The organism is Halomonas sp. AOP5-B2-8, assembly GCF_052376475.1.
GTDB lineage: Bacteria > Pseudomonadota > Gammaproteobacteria > Pseudomonadales > Halomonadaceae > Vreelandella > Vreelandella casei.
The window spans coordinates 102,236-121,897 of record NZ_JBQSVS010000003.1 but is presented as its reverse complement, the minus strand read 5'-3'; the positions used below and the strand labels follow the sequence as shown (position 1 = coordinate 121,897).

The 19,662-nt window shown below is 51.6% G+C and carries 20 protein-coding genes; 11 read left to right on the top strand and 9 right to left on the bottom strand.

The features are described 5' to 3' along the window. The first annotated feature begins 219 nt into the window (after positions 1 to 219). The 4 genes from metH (at position 220) to ACT3RP_RS08105 (ending at position 7,589) form a co-directional block, all read left to right on the top strand. The gene (gene metH, locus ACT3RP_RS08120) at positions 220 to 3,915 is read left to right on the top strand and encodes a methionine synthase (protein ID WP_444625438.1); all 3,696 of its coding nucleotides are present in this window, start codon (positions 220 to 222) and stop codon (positions 3,913 to 3,915) included. Positions 3,916 to 3,924: 9 nt separating this feature from the next. Next, positions 3,925 to 5,256: an MATE family efflux transporter gene (locus tag ACT3RP_RS08115; protein WP_483393608.1), complete on the top strand. Its 1,332-nt coding sequence runs from the start codon at positions 3,925 to 3,927 to the stop codon at positions 5,254 to 5,256. Between the two features lie 121 nt (positions 5,257 to 5,377). Continuing rightward, positions 5,378 to 7,033, top strand: coding sequence for a nitrite/sulfite reductase (locus ACT3RP_RS08110; protein ID WP_444625436.1), 1,656 nt, complete (start codon positions 5,378 to 5,380; stop codon positions 7,031 to 7,033). Next, positions 7,023 to 7,589 (top strand): DUF934 domain-containing protein, encoded by a 567-nt coding sequence (locus ACT3RP_RS08105; RefSeq protein ID WP_444625435.1) that lies wholly within the window; start codon positions 7,023 to 7,025, stop codon positions 7,587 to 7,589. Before ACT3RP_RS08110 ends, ACT3RP_RS08105 begins: the two co-directional genes overlap by 11 nt. 51 nt (positions 7,590 to 7,640) lie before the next feature. On the opposite strand, the gene ACT3RP_RS08100 is transcribed toward ACT3RP_RS08105, so the two are convergent. The 3 genes from ACT3RP_RS08100 to smrA form a co-directional block, all read right to left on the bottom strand. After that, the gene (locus ACT3RP_RS08100) at positions 7,641 to 8,957 is read right to left on the bottom strand and encodes a type II toxin-antitoxin system HipA family toxin (RefSeq protein WP_483393607.1); all 1,317 of its coding nucleotides are present in this window, start codon (positions 8,955 to 8,957) and stop codon (positions 7,641 to 7,643) included. Beyond that, a complete protein-coding gene (locus ACT3RP_RS08095) occupies positions 8,951 to 9,280 on the bottom strand; it encodes a helix-turn-helix transcriptional regulator (protein WP_441683647.1) in 330 nt (109 codons plus the stop codon). Before ACT3RP_RS08095 ends, ACT3RP_RS08100 begins: the two co-directional genes overlap by 7 nt. A gap of 192 nt (positions 9,281 to 9,472) precedes the next feature. Further along, complete coding sequence (smrA, locus tag ACT3RP_RS08090; RefSeq protein ID WP_483393606.1) at positions 9,473 to 10,063, bottom strand: DNA endonuclease SmrA; 591 nt, start codon at positions 10,061 to 10,063, stop codon at positions 9,473 to 9,475. Positions 10,064 to 10,221: 158 nt separating this feature from the next. Here smrA and ACT3RP_RS08085 point away from each other — a divergent pair, with 158 nt between their 5' ends. The 4 genes from ACT3RP_RS08085 (at position 10,222) to pdxH (ending at position 12,571) form a co-directional block, all read left to right on the top strand. Beyond that, positions 10,222 to 10,701, top strand: coding sequence for a gamma-glutamylcyclotransferase family protein (locus ACT3RP_RS08085; RefSeq protein WP_225734413.1), 480 nt, complete (start codon positions 10,222 to 10,224; stop codon positions 10,699 to 10,701). 60 nt (positions 10,702 to 10,761) lie between these two features. Then, the gene (gene wrbA, locus ACT3RP_RS08080; RefSeq protein ID WP_096280010.1) at positions 10,762 to 11,385 is read left to right on the top strand and encodes an NAD(P)H:quinone oxidoreductase; all 624 of its coding nucleotides are present in this window, start codon (positions 10,762 to 10,764) and stop codon (positions 11,383 to 11,385) included. Beyond that, positions 11,382 to 11,774, top strand: coding sequence for a DUF2069 domain-containing protein (locus ACT3RP_RS08075; protein WP_096280008.1), 393 nt, complete (start codon positions 11,382 to 11,384; stop codon positions 11,772 to 11,774). Before wrbA ends, ACT3RP_RS08075 begins: the two co-directional genes overlap by 4 nt. Positions 11,775 to 11,926: 152 nt before the next feature. Beyond that, positions 11,927 to 12,571 carry a pyridoxamine 5'-phosphate oxidase gene (gene pdxH / locus ACT3RP_RS08070; RefSeq protein ID WP_096280006.1) on the top strand — a complete coding sequence of 215 codons (645 nt, stop codon included), beginning with the start codon at positions 11,927 to 11,929 and terminating at the stop codon, positions 12,569 to 12,571. Positions 12,572 to 12,634: 63 nt separating this feature from the next. On the opposite strand, the gene ACT3RP_RS08065 is transcribed toward pdxH, so the two are convergent. Further along, positions 12,635 to 15,382 (bottom strand): bifunctional acetate--CoA ligase family protein/GNAT family N-acetyltransferase, encoded by a 2,748-nt coding sequence (locus tag ACT3RP_RS08065; RefSeq protein WP_483393605.1) that lies wholly within the window; start codon positions 15,380 to 15,382, stop codon positions 12,635 to 12,637. A gap of 104 nt (positions 15,383 to 15,486) precedes the next feature. On the opposite strand from ACT3RP_RS08065, the gene ACT3RP_RS08060 reads away from it, so the two are divergent. Both ACT3RP_RS08060 and ACT3RP_RS08055 read left to right on the top strand, forming a co-directional pair. Continuing rightward, on the top strand, positions 15,487 to 16,428 hold the full coding sequence (locus tag ACT3RP_RS08060) for a histone deacetylase family protein (RefSeq protein ID WP_483393604.1): 942 nt from the start codon (positions 15,487 to 15,489) through the stop codon (positions 16,426 to 16,428). A gap of 97 nt (positions 16,429 to 16,525) precedes the next feature. Beyond that, entirely contained in the window at positions 16,526 to 17,158 is a 633-nt protein-coding gene (locus tag ACT3RP_RS08055; RefSeq protein ID WP_096280000.1) for a helix-turn-helix domain-containing protein, read from the top strand. A 19-nt stretch (positions 17,159 to 17,177) separates the two neighbouring features. Here ACT3RP_RS08055 and ACT3RP_RS08050 read toward each other — a convergent pair whose 3' ends face one another. The 5 genes from ACT3RP_RS08050 to ACT3RP_RS08030 form a co-directional block, all read right to left on the bottom strand. After that, entirely contained in the window at positions 17,178 to 17,528 is a 351-nt protein-coding gene (locus tag ACT3RP_RS08050) for a TusE/DsrC/DsvC family sulfur relay protein (protein ID WP_483393724.1), read from the bottom strand. 2 nt (positions 17,529 to 17,530) lie between these two features. After that, the gene (tusB, locus tag ACT3RP_RS08045) at positions 17,531 to 17,818 is read right to left on the bottom strand and encodes a sulfurtransferase complex subunit TusB (RefSeq protein ID WP_483393603.1); all 288 of its coding nucleotides are present in this window, start codon (positions 17,816 to 17,818) and stop codon (positions 17,531 to 17,533) included. A gap of 12 nt (positions 17,819 to 17,830) precedes the next feature. Further along, positions 17,831 to 18,196: a sulfurtransferase complex subunit TusC gene (gene tusC, locus ACT3RP_RS08040; RefSeq protein ID WP_483393602.1), complete on the bottom strand. Its 366-nt coding sequence runs from the start codon at positions 18,194 to 18,196 to the stop codon at positions 17,831 to 17,833. 11 nt (positions 18,197 to 18,207) lie between these two features. Next, positions 18,208 to 18,597: a sulfurtransferase complex subunit TusD gene (tusD, locus tag ACT3RP_RS08035; RefSeq protein ID WP_483393723.1), complete on the bottom strand. Its 390-nt coding sequence runs from the start codon at positions 18,595 to 18,597 to the stop codon at positions 18,208 to 18,210. An 85-nt stretch (positions 18,598 to 18,682) separates the two neighbouring features. Next, on the bottom strand, positions 18,683 to 19,363 hold the full coding sequence (locus ACT3RP_RS08030; protein ID WP_483393601.1) for a Bax inhibitor-1/YccA family protein: 681 nt from the start codon (positions 19,361 to 19,363) through the stop codon (positions 18,683 to 18,685). Between the two features lie 134 nt (positions 19,364 to 19,497). Between ACT3RP_RS08030 and ACT3RP_RS08025 the strand changes: the two genes are divergently transcribed. After that, a complete protein-coding gene (locus ACT3RP_RS08025; protein ID WP_096279989.1) occupies positions 19,498 to 19,632 on the top strand; it encodes a dienelactone hydrolase family protein in 135 nt (44 codons plus the stop codon). Positions 19,633 to 19,662 lie beyond the last annotated feature (30 nt).

The following is a 19,662-nucleotide window of genomic DNA, read 5'->3' as shown; positions in this document are numbered from 1 at the left end:
CTCTGACACAATCCCGAGTAATTTAGTAGGCTATTTAAAAGACTACTTTTGTCGGTAGATGATCACCTGTCTGTCCCACCGGCATTGTCTGGCGGCTCCTAGAGGGGCCTTTTGTACTGCCTTTTGTTATCATTATGCGCCGCTTAACCACTGATGCTGCTTTTCCGACGATAACAACATCCCCTTTGACGACTGTGACGCTGGAGAATTCCCCCTGCCATGGCTGATAGTGCTTTGATCGCAACCCTCACGCAACGCCTTACCCAACGCATCCTGATTCTGGACGGCGGCATGGGTACCATGCTGCAGAATGCCTCGCTGAGTGAGGAAGATTTTCGTGGAGAACGATTCAGCGATTGGCCCTCGGATCTCAAAGGCAATAACGATTTACTAGCGCTCACCTGCCCCGATTTAGTCACGCGAATTCATCGCGACTATCTTGAGGCCGGTGCTGATATTATTGAGACCAATACGTTCAACAGTACCCAGCTGTCACAATCTGATTACGGTATGGAAGCGCTGGTCGTAGAGCTTAACTACGAATCGGCACGCCTGGCGCGCCAGGTCTGCGATGCGGTCGCGGCTGAAACCGGCGTGCCCCGCTATGTTGCTGGCGTGCTAGGCCCTACGTCGCGCACGGCTTCTCTATCGCCAGATGTTAATGACCCCGCCAAGCGCAACGTAACCTTTGATGCGCTGCGCGAAAATTACTATGAGGCTGCTGAAGCACTTATTGCCGGCGGCGCTGACCTGATTATGATCGAAACGATCTTCGATACACTCAACGCAAAAGCGGCCATTTATGCGCTTGAAGAGCTATTCGATGATCGTGGTGAAAGACTGCCAGTGATGATTTCGGGCACCATCACAGACGCCTCTGGGCGCACGCTTTCGGGCCAAACCACCGAAGCGTTTTGGAACTCGGTGCGCCACGCTCAGCCGCTTTCCGTAGGACTAAACTGCGCGCTAGGTGCTGAGGAGCTGCGCCCTTATGTGGAGGAACTCTCCAAGAAGGCCGATACCTTCGTTTCGGCGCACCCCAATGCTGGGCTTCCCAACGAGTTTGGCGAGTATGATCAGACGGCTGAGGAGATGTCTGAGATTGTCAGTGAGTTCGCTGCCAGCGGCATGGTCAACATCATTGGCGGCTGCTGCGGTTCAACGCCAGACCATATTCGCGCCATTGCCGACTCCGTACGCCATATGGCGCCCCGCGTTGTTCCCGAGCTTAGCCATGCCTGCCGTTTATCAGGGCTTGAGCCGTTCAATATTCAAGCCGACTCGTTATTCGTTAACGTTGGCGAGCGTACTAACGTCACCGGTTCGGCACGTTTTAAGCGGTTGATTGTTGAAGAAGATTTTACCACGGCGTTAGAAGTCGCCCTTGAGCAGGTAGAGAACGGCGCTCAGGTGATTGATATCAACATGGACGAGGGCATGCTTGAATCTAAGGAAGCCATGGAGCGCTTTCTTAATCTAATTGCCGGTGAACCCGATATCGCCCGTGTGCCTATTATGATCGACTCCTCCAAGTGGGAGATCATCGAAGCAGGCCTGAAGTGCGTCCAAGGCAAGGCGGTCGTTAACTCCATTTCATTAAAAGAGGGAGAGGCCGCCTTCCGCGAACAGGCGACCAAATGCCGGCGTTTTGGCGCTGCTATCGTGGTAATGGCCTTTGATGAAGAAGGCCAGGCGGATACTTTTGCGCGTAAAACGGAAATTTGTCAGCGTGCCTATCGTTTACTGGTGGATGAGATTGGCTTCCCTGCTGAAGACATTATTTTTGATCCTAATATTTTTGCGATCGCGACAGGTATTGAAGAGCACAATAACTACGCGGTCGACTTTATTGAAGCTACTCAATGGATTCGTGACAACCTGCCCCACGCCATGATTTCAGGCGGCGTTTCCAACGTCTCGTTCTCGTTTCGCGGCAATAATGCGGTGCGCGAAGCGATTCACTCGGCGTTTCTCTATCATGCGATCCGCGCGGGCCTCAGCATGGGCATCGTCAATGCGGGCCAGCTAGCCGTTTACGACGACTTGCCTGCAGAGCTGCGCGATGCGGTTGAAGATGTGGTGTTAAACCGCCGCAGCGACGGTACTGAACGCCTGCTCGATATTGCCGATAAGTTTAAAGGAGACGGTAGCGGTGCGCCCAAAAAAGAAGACCTTGAATGGCGTAGCTGGCCGGTCAATAAGCGTATTGAACACGCGCTTGTGAAAGGTATTACGGTTTATATAGAAGGCGATGCTGAAGAAGCCCGTAGCCAGGCCGAGCGCCCTATCGAAGTCATCGAAGGTCCGTTAATGGACGGTATGAACGTCGTTGGCGACCTCTTCGGCGACGGAAAAATGTTTTTGCCCCAGGTCGTTAAGTCCGCGCGGGTGATGAAGCAGGCAGTGGCTTATCTGATTCCTTTTATTGAAGCCGAGAAAAGCGAAAAGGTGAAAGCCAAAGGCAAGATCGTGATGGCGACGGTAAAAGGCGATGTTCACGATATTGGCAAAAACATTGTCGGCGTGGTGCTGCAGTGTAATAACTACGAAGTGATTGATCTTGGCGTGATGGTGCCCGCTGATAAAATTTTGCAGGCAGCGAAAGATCATAACGCCGATATTATCGGCCTTTCCGGTCTCATTACGCCGTCGCTGGATGAAATGGTCAGCGTGGCCAAAGAAATGCAGCGCCGCGGCATGGATTTACCGCTGCTGATTGGTGGTGCAACGACATCTAAGGCCCACACAGCGGTCAAAATTGAGCCTCAATATGAGCACCCGGTCATTTATGTCACCGATGCCTCGCGTGCAGTAGGCGTTGCGGGGCGGCTGCTCTCTTCTGAGCAAAAGCCCGCCTATGTGGCTGAAATTCGTGAAGAGTATGAAAAAGTTCGTGAGCGTAACGCCAAGCGCCGCCCGAAAGCGGCAGACCTTGATTATACCCAAGCGCGCAAACGACGTTTTCGCACTGACTGGAGTAACCACACGCCCGCTCAGCCCACAATGATTGGATTAAAAACATTCGATAACTATGATCTCGAAGAGCTTGTAGCGTTTATCGACTGGACGCCCTTCTTCATGAGCTGGCAGCTCGCGGGTAAGTATCCCAAAATTCTCAATGATGACGTTGTTGGTGAAGCTGCTCGTAACCTGTTTGAAGACGCGAAAAGCATGCTGCGCAAGCTAATCGATGAAAAGCGCGTGCAGGCACGGGGCGTTATCGGGCTTTGGCCTGCCAATAGCGTTGACGATGACGTGATTGAGGTTTATGCCGACGAGTCGCGCAGCGAGGTCGTTGAGCGCCTCCATCATATTCGCCAGCAAACCACAAAAGGCCGCGACGGCATTTGCTACAGCTTGGCTGACTTTGTCGCCCCCAAGGAAAGCGGCAAAGCCGATTGGATTGGCGGATTCGCGGTGACCACCGGCCACGGTGTCGATGAGCTGTCTAAAGCCTATGGGGCGGCGGGTGACGACTATAACGCGATTATGGTCCAGGCATTAACGGATCGACTCGCAGAAGCCTTTGCCGAACGTATGCATGAGCGTGTACGTAAGGAGTTCTGGGGCTATGTGCCAGAAGAAGTGTTAGATAACGATGCGTTAATTGCTGAGAAATACCAGGGTATTCGCCCTGCTCCCGGCTACCCGGCCTGCCCTGATCATACTGAGAAAGCCACGCTGTTTAGAATGCTCAATGCGACTGAGAATACCGGCCTAGCATTAACTGAAAGCTTTGCTATGTGGCCTGCTGCCGCTGTTGCGGGCTGGTACTTTGCTCATCCGCAGTCGAAATATTTCTCGACCGGCAAAATCACCCGTGACCAGGTTGAGGCAATCGCTGCCCGTAAGCCCATGCCGCTTGAGGAGATGGAGCGCTGGCTTTCGCCGGTGCTTTCCTACGACCCTAGCTGATTGGCATCGATGGGTCTGTTTGTCACTCGCCGTCACGGTAAGGTAATTCGCCTAGCCCTGCCGATTATGTTGGGCATGCTGTCACAAAGCGTGCTCAACTTGATCGACGCGGCGCTTGTAGGACGGCTTGGTGAAGTCGCATTGGCCGGTGTTGGCGTTGGCGGCTACGCGATGTTTATGCTCACCGCTGTTGTCTTTGGCCTCTCCTCTAGCGTGCAGTCACAGACGGCTCAGCGCGCCGACGTATCTGCCACAGAACGCTGCCATCCGCTGCAGTCAGGGTTAATGATAGGCGCTGCTGTGGCGCTTCCGCTGTCGATATTGGCATGGTGGCAGGCGCCTCTTTTAATTGGCTTTATCACCTCGGCGCTGGATGTACATGAGGTTGCCGTTAACTACTTTCGTTGGCGGATCATCTCGTTACCAGCCATTGCGCTAACGCTATGCTTTCGTGGCTACTGGAATGGTCGTCAGCAGACGCAGCTTTATTTGCAGATTATTGTGGCGGTGCACCTGCTGAATGTCGTCGCTAGTGCGGGCTTGATCTACGGCGTTGCCGGCCTGCCGCAAATGGGGGCCAGCGGTGCCGGTGCAGGCACGACCCTATCGCTGTTTGTCGGCTTGGTAGTATGGAGCAGGATTAGCTTGAAAAGTGCATTCAATACGCATTTTTTGACATGTCTGCCTAGCTTCGCCACGCTACGCTCAACGCTCGCATTAGCCATACCGCATTCTATCCAGCAGCTTTGGTTCGCTGCGGGCTATGCCGTTTTATTCTGGCTATTAAGTCAGCTAGGCACCGCTAGCGTTGCTGTTGGGCATGTCCTAATTAATCTATCGCTCCTGCTGATTTTACCGGGTGTCGGCATCGGCGTTGCTGCGATGAGCTTAGTGGGCGAAGCCCTAGGGCGAGATGCCCAGCGCGAAGCGCATCAGTGGGGTCTGGATGCGCTTCGCGTGGCCTGGCTGCTGCTGTTATTGTTGGCGCTGCCTATGCTGCTAATGCCTGAAAAGATACTTAGCGCCTTCTTTAGCAGCCCAGAACTCATCGCAATGGGCGCCGTGCCGCTTCAGCTAACCGGTGTGATGATCGTTATGGATGCGGCGGCGCTGGTGCTTGCTCAGGCGTTAATGGGCGCTGGCGCTCAACGTACTGTCATGATTCTAACCCTGGGTATGCAGTGGTTGTTTTTTCTACCGCTGGCCTGGTGGGTTGGTATTGGCTTAGGACATGGCTTATTGGGTGTATGGCTGGTGCAGTTATTATACCGGCTGGTTAACTCGATCGGATTTGTGTGGGTCTGGCAGCGCCGTCGCTGGGCCTCAATGGATTTTAAATAGCTTTTAGAACTAAAAAGATAATTATATATTCTTTTGTAGAATATGACGCCCGCGTTAAGGTGGTACTACGCTAACCCCCGTCTCAACGTGACCATTTCGCTTTTTAGCAGGATCGTGCCACATGTACCGTTATGATATTCACGACCAAACGCTGGTTGATGAGCGTGTCGCTCAGTTTCGCGACCAAATGGAACGCTATCGCGCTGGGCGTTTGGGCGAAGAAGAGTTCCGTCCGTTACGGTTGCAAAACGGCCTTTATATTCAACGGCATGCGCCAATGCTGCGCATTGCAATTCCCTATGGCATGCTGGCTGGCCATCAGCTGCGTGCCCTGGCTGAGATTACTCGCCGCTATGACCGTGGCTACGGCCATTTTACCACGCGTCAAAATTTACAGCTGAACTGGCCGGCTCTCGAAGATGTGCCGGATATCTTGGCCGATCTCGCCAAGGTTCAGATGCACGCGATTCAAACGAGCGGCAACTGCATTCGTAACACGACCAGCGATCAGTTCGCGGGTATCGCCAATGATGAAGTGGAAGATCCGCGCGCCTGGTGCGAACTAATCCGCCAGTGGTCTACCCTGCACCCCGAATTCGCTTATTTGCCCCGTAAGTTTAAAATCGCGGTTAGCGGTGCAGCGCAAGACCGCGCAGCGATTCAAGTGCATGATATTGGTCTGCGCTTTTGGTACAACGCCGAGGGTGAACTGCGCATTAAAGTATTGGCCGGTGGCGGCTTAGGCCGAACGCCCATGATTGCTGACGTAGTGCGTGAAGACCTGCCTTGGCAGCACTTGCTGACGTATCTGGAAGCCTGTGTACGGGTTTACAATCAGTTCGGCCGGCGCGACAACAAGTTCAAAGCGCGGATCAAAATTCTCGTTAAAGCGCTTGGGATTGATGAATTCCGCCGCCGGGTAGATGAAGAGTGGACGCACTTAAAAGATGGCCCCCAAACGCTTAATCAAGCCGCTGTCGACGCCGCTAAAGACCACTTCCCTGAGCCTGATCGCCGTCCAGTAGCCGCCTCAGCCACTGAAGATTTTGATCGCCTGCGCGCGGATAATCGCAGTTTTGCGCGCTTTGTGACCAACAACGTCACTAATCACAAGGTGGCTGGTTATAAAGCGGTGACGTTGTCGCTTAAACGCCGAGAGCATGCCCCGGGTGACGTCACCGCTGATCAGATGGAAGCCGTCGCAGATTTGGCTGACCGCTACAGCTTTGGCGAAGTGCGCGTGACGCATGAACAGAACTTAGTGCTGTCCGATGTTCCTGTCGATGAAATGCAGGCGCTTTGGCAAGAGCTAGACGCGCTCGGCATGGCGAACCCTACGGTAGGAACGCTCAACGATATTATTTGCTGCCCAGGCGGCGACTACTGCAGCTTAGCCAACGCAGTGTCTATTCCTATCGCACAAGCGCTGCAGGAACGTTTTGAAGACCTGGATTTCTTGTATGACCTTGGCCCTCTGGATCTGAATATATCTGGCTGCATGAATGCCTGCGGGCATCACCATGTCGGCCATATCGGTATTTTGGGCGTCGATAAAAAGGGTGAAGAGTACTATCAGATATCGATTGGCGGTAACTCTACCGACGATGCCTCGCTGGGCAAAATTTTGGGCCCTTCATTCTTCCGCCAAGATGTACCTGACGTGGTCGAAAAAGTATTGGCGGTCTATGTGGACCAGCGCCATGAAGACGAGCGCTTCTTAGATACTTACCGTCGTATTGGCCTAAAACCCTTCAAGGAGCATGTTTATGCCAAATAAGAGCATGCCAACGACAGACGCGCTCAATGATGAGGCGGAGGTGCTAGAGCAGACGCCGGTGCACGCTGATCATTTAATTGTGAATGGCGAGCTAGCGGCCGAGAACGCCTGGTGCGTCTCCTATGACACCGATACCTTGCCTGAACAGCGCCCTGCGTTTGTACCGCTGGCGTTATGGCAAGCGAATCAAGAAGATGCTGAACTGGCGCCGCTGCTTACCAGTGATACCGAATTAACCCCCGCGCTGAGTGAGCAGATCGGCAGTGTGGCGGCCATTGCGATTGATTTTCCTGCCTTTACCGACGGGCGCGGCTACACGGTCGCTCGATTGCTGCGTGAGCGCTTTCACTACGCAGGTGAAGTGCGTGCCGTCGGCGATGTCTTGGTTGATCAATTGGACTACATGCGCCGCTGTGGCTTTACGTCAATGGCCCTGCGCGACGACCAGCATCCAGAAGATGCCTTGCGTGCGCTGAATGCTTTTAGCGTTCGTTATCAAACGGATGTTGAAGAGCGCCAGGCGTTGTTTGAACGCCGCTTAGTTGCCAGCAAGTAACATTGAGTATCAGCCGGCAAAGGCCCAGCGCCTTTGCCGTTTTTTTTGATTTTAAAGCGCGAGCCTAAGGTTTGACGCCACTTCGTCTATCAATGATTCCGGCACGCCGTGTTCGCCGGCAAGCTTTCGCCACTGGGCAACGTGTGCAATGATTTCATCAATCATGGCGTTGATTTTTTTGCGGGTAAACAAAGGGCTCAGCCTTTCTAGCGAATAAAGGTCACTGCGAGAGAAATGGTCGCGCTTACCATTGAGGCTCATCCAGTGGCTGTTCACCCACGGGCTCCCCGGTTTGTAGCTGTAAGCAAGGTCATAGGCTGGTGAAAGTGACCAGGCTCCCCCTTTCAGCATAAATGCAAAATTTTTCGCATGATCATCATGGTTTCTAGCCACTATATTAAAAACCATGCGTCTAAAGAGCTGTTCGGCATCTGCGGCAGAAAGCTGTAGCTGTCTCGCCACACCAAATAATTCAGCGTATGAGAATGAGCCTGGTTTTTTATAGTCAACGTGGGCTATGCCGTTCAGGGTTTGTACGTGCAGTTTACGATTGCCGATTCGATCAAACCGTTGCGTTATAAAGTGACGCCGCGGACCTTCATTAATCAGCTTACAAGGCATCATCTCAATGCCGCAGGCTTTCGCTAACAGGTGATAAACGTACTCCATGGCACCATAGCCTAGCGGGTCGCCAAACGTCTCACGATTTTTATTATGCTCACTGACACCATCAAACTTCATTAGAAAGTGAGCAAACCCATCCGGTACGCGTGTTTGTCCCGAGCGCACTTGGGTGAAATCCTGATTAAACGCCAGAACCGCTTTAGGACGAGCGCCTCCAGCACTCATTCCGACAGACAGTAGTGCCATCATGGCTTCTCTGTCTTCCTGGCCGTCTTTGTTAAGCTCAACGGAAAAGGTTGATCGGCTATCGAGTATTTCCTGCGCAATGCCGACTAAGGTGGCTATTTCAACGTGAGCGGAGGCATTGAGACTTTTTAATTTCGTGGCGGGCGAATACTCCAGCGCTCCCATGCCCCGCTTGCCGGTATATTGCAGCCTTTGCAGCGGCGTAATATCGCCAGCCTGCCCGCCTTTGCTGGCCACCCATGCATTAAGCACGGCATTACCAAAGTCATCGGGCAGTGAGTCGGCAATGAGTCCTGGCAGGCCCTTGAAGGTTTCAATATTGAGCTCAGGAAAGCTGAATATTTTTTTGCCAAGTGGCATTTTAATAGGAGAAAGCTCAACGCCGTCGTTAATAAAGGCGCCATCGTATTCAAAGGCACCAACGCCGGTACGAGTATCGAAACTCACTGCCCCTACGTAGCGGTCGAGATAGCTGACGTTGATAACTTCCATTACCATTCAAGCGGCTCCTCATCCTTGGTTTTTCTCTGGCCAGAGGCACGCTGACGCTGCTTGCTCTGTAGCTTGGAAAGCTGCAGTGGTGAAATAGTTTGTGGTGGTAAAAAGTGCTCTAGCTGGGCCGTCATATCGAGAGCCATCATGATGGCTACCAGTCCTTCTAATTGGATTTTTCCCTTTTCAGCATTCAGCACCACTTTTCTGGATAAACCCGCTAGAGCTGCTACTTCTGCTTGCGTCATGTCATGATTGAGGCGCGCCTGCTTTAGGCGCTCCCCTAACGTTTCAGCAATCGCGGCGGGTGATTTATTTTCAGTCATCATAAGATGCTCTTAAGAGAACATAGTTGAAAAAAATATCTGCTATGGTCTAAATGTAGCACATTATGAAGCATGATTATTAAGTAAATCAATTAATATCAAGCCATCAGTTTTTAAAGATCTAAAATAAGGACATTAATGGCTTAAAATGGCTTAATGTTACAATAATAGCATCTTGTGATTAATCGAATTCAATTAGCCACGTCTCTTTTGCTGGCGCTCGCGGTTATTGGCTTTAGCGCGATCGCTTTTACGCAGCATTACCCACGTGGCGCCTAGCCCTCCTTCAGACGGCTGGGCTGATACATACGCCTGCACTTCCTCAAATTGGCTGAGCCACTTGGCAAGATAAGAACGCAGAACGTTAGCCGGACTATCAATCTCACGCCCGCGGCCATGCACGATCAGCACCGAGCGTAAATCGTGGGCATAGGCTTCCTGAATAAAAGGAAAAAGCAGCCGCCGACACTCGCTTAAAGGACGCCTGAGCAGATGGAGCTGGGACTGAACGCTATAACCGCCGTGCTTTAATTTATTGACAACGCCCTGCTGTATGCCCTCACGGCGATACTCGATAGGATCAAAAGGAGGAAGCAGGTCGACAAAGTCGTCGGATAAAAAATTGCGCGCTCCTCGCTCTTCTTCTGCCCACTCACGCCGTGCCAGCTGAGCGTCAGAAGGACATTGACGATGAGCAGTAGGATCGGCGCGGTTACTTGCCGGTAGCGGCCTAACATCACCGACGAGAGCTCGAAAATCCATATCATCACGAAGTGGCTGATTCATTGCAGGCTCCTCTGACAGGGTCTAATGACTATCCTAACAAACTCGAAGACTGTGCTTAAACAGATTAAATAAGTCGATAACATAGGGCTTGTCATCATCTATTCAGAGCGCCAAGCTATGCCTGCACTTATTTACCATTCAGTGAGAGGCACTCTGTTTTGGCTAAAACAGTTTGGTTGAAACGCCTAGCGATCGGCAGCGGTGTGGGGATTGTGGGCATGGCAGGATGGCTGTGGCTAACCATGCTCAGCCCATGGTTTTATGATCGCCCAGACGATCTAGACGACATCGAGCAGCGCATCCATCAGGTCTTTGTATACGGTACGCTGCGCTATGCTCCGGTGCGCCTGGCCGTCATGGGGAGTTTCGGCTCTCCTGAAGACGCCGTGCTTGTGGGTTATCAGCGCAATGGTCTCGACCTTTCGTCCCAGCCCGGGAGTCAAGTCAATGGGCTGCTACTCACTATAGACGCCGCTGAATTGCGCCGCCTAGACCGCTATGAACGACTGGGCGTACGCTACGATCGTAGGACTATAACTCTTGAGGACGGCACTCGTGCCTGGGTTTACTTGCGCCGTCCAGGTACACGAACTGCGCTTGCCTCCTACCCAGCATTGCCGGTAGCTCTGGTACCATAGGACAGATAGGCTTATCTGTATTTACCAAGACCGCTTTTATGACCTTATTCAGGAATGATGATGAGTGATATGACCCCATACGTTTTGGTTCTCTACTACTCTCGCTCCGGCGCTACCGCCACCATGGCGCAGCAAATCGCAGCCGGCGTAGAAAGCGTACCCGGTATTCAGGCACGTTTGCGCACTGTGGCACCGGTTTCAACAACCTGTGAAGCCGTTGATCCCGAAATTCCTGTTGAGGGCGCGATCTATGCTGATCTAGACGATCTGCGCAACTGCAGCGCGTTGGCACTGGGCAGCCCAACGCGATTTGGCAACATGGCGGCGCCGCTTAAGTATTTTATCGATTCCACTAGCAGCCTATGGATGAACGGTGCACTGATTGATAAACCTGCCTGCGCATTCACATCAACCTCAAGCCTACATGGCGGTCAGGAGAGCACATTGCTGACGATGTTGGTGCCTTTGCTGCATCATGGCATGGTTTACGCGGGTGTGCCGTATAGCGAAACAGTGCTATTAGAGACACGCACGGGCGGAACGCCCTATGGTGCGAGCCACCTAGCTGGAGCTCGCAGCGATCACTCTGTTGATGCGCATGAGCGCGCGCTTTGCGTTGCACAGGGAAAACGGCTGGCTCGACTTGCGTTAGCGTTGGATGTCATGCGGCAGAATGCTTTATGAGGCAGTGGCTGGAAGATATCGAGGCACGTCATGGATTAGATAAGCTCACGCTAAAAAGCCGCCAGCTGGTGCTAATCAGTAGTGCCATCTTGCTGGTATTAGTTATTTATCGAAGCTTTTTAGTACAGGGCGATGAATTCAACTGGCGCCCTGTCGTGGCTTTTGTGCTTCCTCTTGTGCTGTTCTTACCTTCGATTATTGGCCGGCGGGCGCGTGGACACGCATGGCTTGCGTTCGTCAGCCTGCTCTATTTCACTCAAGGTGTCATGCTGGCAAGCGTTCCAGGGCAAAGCTTTCGTGGCATTTCGGAAGCCATCGTTTCGCTTGCCCTGTTTGCGGGCTGTATGGGCTATGCGCGTTTTCGTAGCCGGCAGTTGCGCCAAAAATAATTCTATTAACAGTTCTATCAAAAATAACGCTGTACTCACTTGCTGGCGAAAGCCAAGTGGATCGCTCTAAATTCTTTGAGAATCGAGAGTAGCGGTTTGAGCTTTGAGGTGAAACCGGCGACCATGGATGAAATTCAAGGGAGAGTCATTCGATGACACGTAACATAGCCGATATTAGGCGTGATTATGAAGGCGGCAGGCTAGATGAGTCGCTGGCACCCAACGATCCTTTTGTACTATTTGATGAATGGTTCACTCTCGCCCTGGAAAAAGAAGGCCAGGATGGCAATGCCATGACGCTGGCGAGTGTGGATAGCCAAGGCAGGCCTCACGCACGGGTAGTGCTGTTAAAAGGCTTTGATGAACGCGGAATGGTGTTTTTCACCAACTACCATAGCCATAAGGGTAGTGAGTTAAGCAATGTGCCCTACGCGGCGATGACGTTTTGGTGGCCATCACTTTCCCGGCAGGTCCGTATCGAAGGACTCGTTGAGCGGATACCCACCGAAGAGTCAGATGAGTATTTTGCCAGCCGCCCGCGCGGGAGCCAGCTTGGTGCCTGGATTGCTACGCAAAGCGTTGTGATTCCAGGGCGTAACTGGATTGAAGAGCGTCAAAAGCGCTTTGAACAAGCCTACGACGGACAAGATATACCGCGCCCAATTCACTGGGGCGGCTACCGCGTAGCACCTGACATGATCGAGTTTTGGCAAGGCCAGCCCAGCCGTTTGCACGACCGGCTGCGGTTTGAGCGTCGCGATAGCCATGAGTGGAGCCGCTTTCGCTTAGCGCCTTAATTAGCCAAGTACATAAAACAGTGTTCAAAAGGCCTACAGAGCTAGCTGCAGGCCTTTTCGCGGTTAGTCTGGCAGGCTCTCAAGGCGATGCCGCTGCCACTCACTTTCAGGTTCATTGAGGCGTAGCACGGCATCAATCACCTGCTCTTCCATGTTGTAACGGCATTTAAAACCTAAGTGTTTCATCAAGGCCCGCATCGGATGGTTATCGACCATGATTTTGCCGATCATTTCCAGGGTGCCGATGTTAGTGCAGTAGTCGATCATCTTCTTCATTAACAGGCTGCCAATGCCGAGCCCCTGCAGGTCATCACGAATGATGATTGAAAACTCGGTACGAATATTGTCAGGGTCGTTCCACACCCTCGCCACGCCAAGCATCTCTTTGTTATCGTCTTCACCTAAATATTCAGCGATAAAGGCCATCTGGCGGTCGTAATTGATATGCGACAAAATCGACAAATCACGCTGCGTTAAATTGGATTTATTGTGGAAGTAGCGAAAGCGAATGCTCTCTTCTGAAAGCTGGCGGTGGAACGTGGTAATTAAATGCGCATCTTCAGCACGAATAGGCCTGACCTCGACCTTCCAGCCATTTTTTAGCGTCATCCATTCACGTAGTTCTTCTGGATAAGGCATGATCGCAAAGCGCGACGGCGTACCCAGATCCATTGCGAAATCAACGGCGATCATACCATCGCGATTAAGTATTAGCGGATTCACCTCAAGCCCGCGTAGATCGCTAAGATCTGACGCCATTTGCGATAGTTTGACCAGCATTTGGCACAGGTGCTGTATATCCCGCTCAGGGTCGGCGGAGTGTTCACGAATTAACGAGGCCGCATGCGTTCTGCCCACTACGTCGGCGGCTAAGCTCATGTTCAGCGGCGGCAGCGCTACTTGGCGATCGGCCAATACGTTGACCTTATAGCCGCCAATACCAAAGACAATAAGCGGGCCAAACACCGGATCCCGGGTGATGCCTGCGCAGATCTGCATGGAATGCTTGCCGCGTTGCATAGGCTGCAAACAGTATTCGCGAATAGCATACTCAGGGAATTTTTCCGCGACTTTATCGCCCAGCTGACGAATACCCTCAGCCACCTGCTCTGGAGTTTCTAAATCCTGCAACAAGCCTGCAGAAATTTTATGCGGATGCTTGCGGTAACGATAAGGACGGCAATTGCCTTCATGAACCACCTTGAGCGCTTTGCTTCCCGAAATGCCTACGGCTTTTTCAAGCGCTTCTTCAGGGCTAGATAAGTACACGCTGGGTGCCGTTGGAATACCGTATGCCTCAAGCACTTGAGCAGTTTCAGAGTGAGTTAACGTTTGCCGGCCTTGTTCTTTTGCCTGCTTGATGAGCGTGCGGCACTGAGCGCGTATTTCAGGACTCGTTGAAAAGGGTAAGCTGGGCGGAATTTCTTGTAGCAGCGCCTGAACACGTTGGTAGATCACCATGTGCATGAAAGCCTTAACGGCTTTCTCAGGTGAAATGTAGGTAGGGATTCCGGCTAAATTACATATATGACGCGCGTTCAAAGCCTCTTTTAGGCCCATCCAACTGGTCAGTAAGTTACGACGAAATTTCTTACGATTATCGATTAGCACTTGAGCAGTGACTAACGATGGCGCCATACGAGTGGGCGCATGAACGACCAGTACGGCATCGACATTGGCATCAGACGCGACAATTTCCAGCGCTTGAACAAACCGCTCTGGCGACGCATTGCCGCCTAAATCCACCGGGTTCTCCCCCGGCTTACTCATATCGACCTGGCTAAGATGCAATGCCGCCTGCGTTTCAGCGCTAAATTCGGCTAACTTACCGCCAGCGCTAATCAGCTTATCGATAGCCAGCATGGCTGGCCCCAATCCGTTCGAGACAATGGCCAGGCGATCCCCCTTCAGGGGCTTCATGCGTGAAAGCGTTTCTAGCGCATCAAGCAGCTCATCAGAATCATCAACACGCACAACGCCAGCCCGGGCAAAGGCAGCATCGAATACCACATCGCGATTCGCAATGCCGGGCGTCGGTGTCATGCCCGAAATGTCAGATTCGGGCGTGCGCCCACTTTTGATCGCCAGGACTAAGCGATTACGCGATGCATCGCGCACGGCCGTCATAAAGTGCTGGGCATCATTAATCCGCTCTAGGTGCAGCAATATTGCCTGAGCAGGTGAGTATTGATTAACATAATCAATAAGATCCGGCAATAGAACATCTACGCTATCGCCAACCGTAATTAGATGCGAAAATCCTACATCTCGCCCAGCGGCCCAATCTATCATTGCATTGGCCAACATGCCGGACTGGCCCAAATAAGCGACACGCCCTGCTTTCACTGGCTGACTGGCGTAAGAAACATTAAGATTTTTGCCCGGTACAATAAGCCCCATGCATTCAGGACCCAATACCCGAATGCCTGAAATACGGGCCGCACTCAGCATCCTTTCACGGATAGAGCCTTTATTGCCCTTATCACGATCCAGATAAGCACCGCCAGACAGTACCAGAGCGGCTTTGACACCTGCTTGCCCAAGCTTTTTAATTAGACTGGGTATACCCTCAATAGGTGAGCACACCACGGCTAGGTCGGGCACTTCGGGCAGCTCACTTACGCGGCTAACGCACGGGACTCCGAATACTTGAGCGTAGCCTTTCAAGTTCACGGCCCATAGCGACCCTTTGAAGCCGCCCTCTTGAATGTTTCTCAGCACTAAACCGCCCAGCGATGAGGGCTTTTCAGAGGCACCAAATACCGCAAGTGTACGAGGCTGAAAAAAATGGTGTAAGAAGCGCGTGCTCACAAATGAGTCTCCCCTGACATAAATAGCGGCTGTACGACTTATTGAGACTGTCGCGTAGGGCCTGGACGCGATTAAGGTGTCATCAATAATAATGGAGCGCTTGAATGATTACCGCCTACCTTACCCATCCCGATTGCTCATTGCACCATATGGGGCCAGAGCATCCGGAAAGCCCTCAGCGTTTGGAGGCTATTCGCGCCCACCTATCGCTTGCGGGCGTACTGCAGCAGACCATGCAGGCCGACGCTAAAGAAGCGTGTGAAGAGGCGCTAGCTAGGGTACACCCCTTGCGTCATCTTCGCGCGCTGGAAAAGTGTTTACCCACCGAAGGCATCATCGCATTGGATGACGATACCATGATGAATCCTGACAGTCTGAAAGCCGCTAGAGTGGCCGCCGGCGCTGTTATTCGAGGGGTTGATCAGGTATTCAAGTGCCAGGCAGATAATGTGTTTTGTGCCGTTAGGCCGCCTGGCCACCATGCGGAGGCCAGTGATGCCATGGGCTTTTGTTTTTATAATAATATTGCCGTTGGCGCAGCCCATGCCCGCGAAAAATATGGTGCTAAGCGTATTGCCATCCTGGATTTTGATGTGCATCAATGCAACGGCACGATCGATATTTTTAAAAACGATCCTGGAATTCTCATTTGCACAAGCTTCCAATACCCGTTTTATCCGTGGCGCTACTTACGCAGTGAGTGGCAAAACGTTGTGAATACACCATTAGAAGCTGGCACCGATGGGCCCGAGTTTCGACGCATTATCGAAAGTCATTGGCTGCCCGCTTTGCATGCTTTTAAGCCAGATTTAGTTATGATATCTGCAGGCTTTGATGCCCATCGTGATGATCCCATGGGCGACGTTTGCTTAGAGGATGAAGACTTTTACTGGATCACGCATCTCGCTATGGAAATCGCCACGCTCTACGCTGATAACCGTATTGTTTCGGTGCTTGAAGGTGGCTATAACCCAAAATCTCTAGCCAGTGGTGTCGAAGCGCATTTAAAAGCGCTACTAGGGCTACCCTTCGCCGAAGTGCCTTAAGGTCCACCCTGGGCCAAGCTCAATAGGTGTTAGTTTGAGCTGTGATATCATATCTATATTTAAATCCCCCACGTTAACGCAGCCAATGTGACGATTTATGACCGCAACTACTGAAGAACATGCCGCGCTGCGTATTGCATCGGGAAGCAAACCGTTTGTCGAACCGCTGCGCCTGGGCGAACGACTCAAGCAAATTCGTCTAGCTAACCAATGGACGCTGGAAGATGTAAGCCAGCGTACAGGGCTTGCACGTTCAACGCTGTCTAAAATTGAGAATGACCAAGTGTCACCTACCTTTAGCGTGGTGCAGAAGCTAACGACGGGTCTGAACATTGACCTGCCTCAGCTGCTGACGCCACCAAAGCGCGAGCGCTACACCATGGGCCGCCGCGATTTAACCCGAAAAGGTAAAGGCCAGCTACATCCTACGCCTACCTACGAGCATGAATTACTCGGGCATCAGTTAGCCCAAAAGCGCATGATCCCCTTCAAAACTATCGTACGCGCCCGCAGTTTCGATGAGTATCAACAATGGGTGCGCCATGATGGCGAAGAATTTTTAATGGTGCTACATGGCGATATCATGCTCCACACCGAGTTTTATGCCCCGCTAGTGTTAGCTGAAGGCGACAGTATTTACTTCGATAGTGATATGGGCCATGCGCTTGTTTCGACTAGCCATAGCGATGCAGTGGTGCTTTCGGTGTGTACGCGCGGTGATGTTGCTTAACGTGAGTGAAAAATGCGCGTTAGAGGCAATTAGTCGGCTTTGGCAAACCGGCTAACCGGGCAATCCTTTTAGGAGGGCTGCCTGGGAAAAGCTGCATCAAATAGATGGAACGGCCCTTCTCTTCACCCAGTGCCGTTTTGGTTGCTTTTACCAACGGCCGCATCGCCGGTGCCATTTCATAGCGCTGATAAAAAGCCCGCACAACATCTATTATTTCCCAGTGTGCAGGGGTCAGTGGCAACCCTTCTTCGCTTGCCATTAACTCAGCTACGGGCTCGCTCCAGTCAGCTTGATTAACAAGATACCCTTCAGGATCAAGGCCCCATTTTTTTTCTAAATCAAGATAACGGTATATTTTCGAGTTAGTCATACTTAATACCAAGTTACTATTTTTTCATTCTGTTCTGTCAGTACGACAAAACCGTCTACATCGATCGTAGGTAATCCATGATCAGCGGCTCTCTTTACAAGGCCTCTAGAAGCAAGGTCTTCTGAAAGCAAATAAATGCGCTTATGAAAGAACTGCCATGCGTTCCAGGTCGGATTTAGAGCGGCAGTCACCGCCTCTTCAATCAATAACACGGAATCTTGAGCCCCTGCTGCAAGCTGCATTTGAGCATATACACTACTATCTGGCATATTCGTGAGGATGTGTAACATCGTTATGCCCCACTAAAAGTTGAGTATTTTTGCGTGTTGCCGCAATAGATTGGGGATATCGACATTCGCTATTAGGGTTACGCTATCGACAAGTGTATCTGCGGATATATTCAGGCTTTCTAGTCCCTCTTGTGGCACCCAGAGCTTATCAATATCGTACATTTCCAGCATATCGATCGTTGGTAGTGTGGCTTTCTGACCTGGTGCGCCACTACCCTGCTCTTTTAACAGTGCCATTATACCCTGCCCCATAAATAACAGTTCTACCGGCTGTCCAAACGCCGCCGCGACCAGTGCCGTATCTAATCCTTCACGTAACCAGTTTGAGCCGTGAGGTGCATGGCGAATAATCACCAGTAGTGCATCAGGTGCCGCCATTGACTCACCATTTAAGCAAAAGTAATAAAGCGGTCAGAACGCTGTTGTAACTCAAGTAACTGTCCAAGACCGGTTAATTCAAAGGGTTTCTCAATATTAAACACTTGCTTACCATGCCGCTGCGCTTCCGATTCGCTCATCAGCCCCCGGCGCAACGCTGCAGCAATACAGACATCTAATTGTACGTCATGCAGACGATGAAGCTCGAACCAGGCTTCATTGAGATTGAGTTCATCCTGCGGAGGTGTCATCAGTGAAGACGCATTATGGACACCTTCGTGATAGAAGAACACTCCCGCCAACCGGTGCCCCCGCGCAATAGCTGCGTGGGCAAACCTTAAAGCAGAATGCGGTGCAGGACTGCTATACGGAGCCCCCATCACCAATAAACCGTACTGCATCATCTTAATACCTAGTCACAGCTAGCTTAAAAAAAAGACAGGCCCTCATAAAAGGGCCTGTCCTATCGTCTAGCGCTGTTTAAAATCAATCGTTACTCATAATACCTAGAATCGACAACAGGCTAACAAACAGATTGTAGATTGATACGTAAAGCGTCACGGTAGCGAGAATATAGTTAGTCTCACCGGCGCGGTGAATGATTTCACTGGTTTGATACAGAATGGCAGCTGAAGCAAACAGTACGAAGCCCGCCGATACCATTAGTGACAGCGCAGGAATATTGAAGAAGATGCCCGCGACCATGGCAAGAATCAGCACGATTGCACCTGCCATCAGGAAATTGCTTAAAAAGCTAAAATCCTTTTTGGTCGTAAGTGCTACAGCGGACAAACCAACAAACGTAAGCCCCGTCATAGCAAGTGCATTCATGATCAATGCGCCGCCGTTAGGAAGCGTTAGGTAAGCAGAAAGAATCGGCCCAAGGGTAAAGCCCATGAACCCCGTAAACGCAAACGTAGCCAGCAACCCTGTCGCTGAATTCGCCGTTTTATGGACAAGGAACATCAGTCCATAAGCACCGACAAAGAACACGATAATGTTCATTTGCTGGATGCCCATTGCAACAGCGGCACCCGCTGTTACTGCCGAAAACAAGAGTGTCATCGCCAGCAGTGCGTAGGTATTACGCAATACTTTATTCGTACTGACACTGTTTGCCACACCACCGGACTGGGGGCGTGCCATACGTGAGTCGTTGTAAGCCATGTGTTAATGCTCCCTAATAGTATTCTACCGACGGACAAGAATGCCGTTACTGAGTTCCAGACGCAAGTACTTGTCGTCTACGCAAATGGTAATTCAACGTTGCACTACTCACAGGTGAGCTTGAAACAGCGGGCATTGCCTACGAAGTCGGTATTTATTTCGGTGCCCCGCACGCATTTAGCGTGTTTGGAAGCGCTGCCTACCGAGAAAACGCCGACCAGCGTTCGTGGGCAACGTTTAAAGGCTGGCTAAATGAGATACCTAAATAAGTCTAACTCTTACGAACACCTAGTGACGCG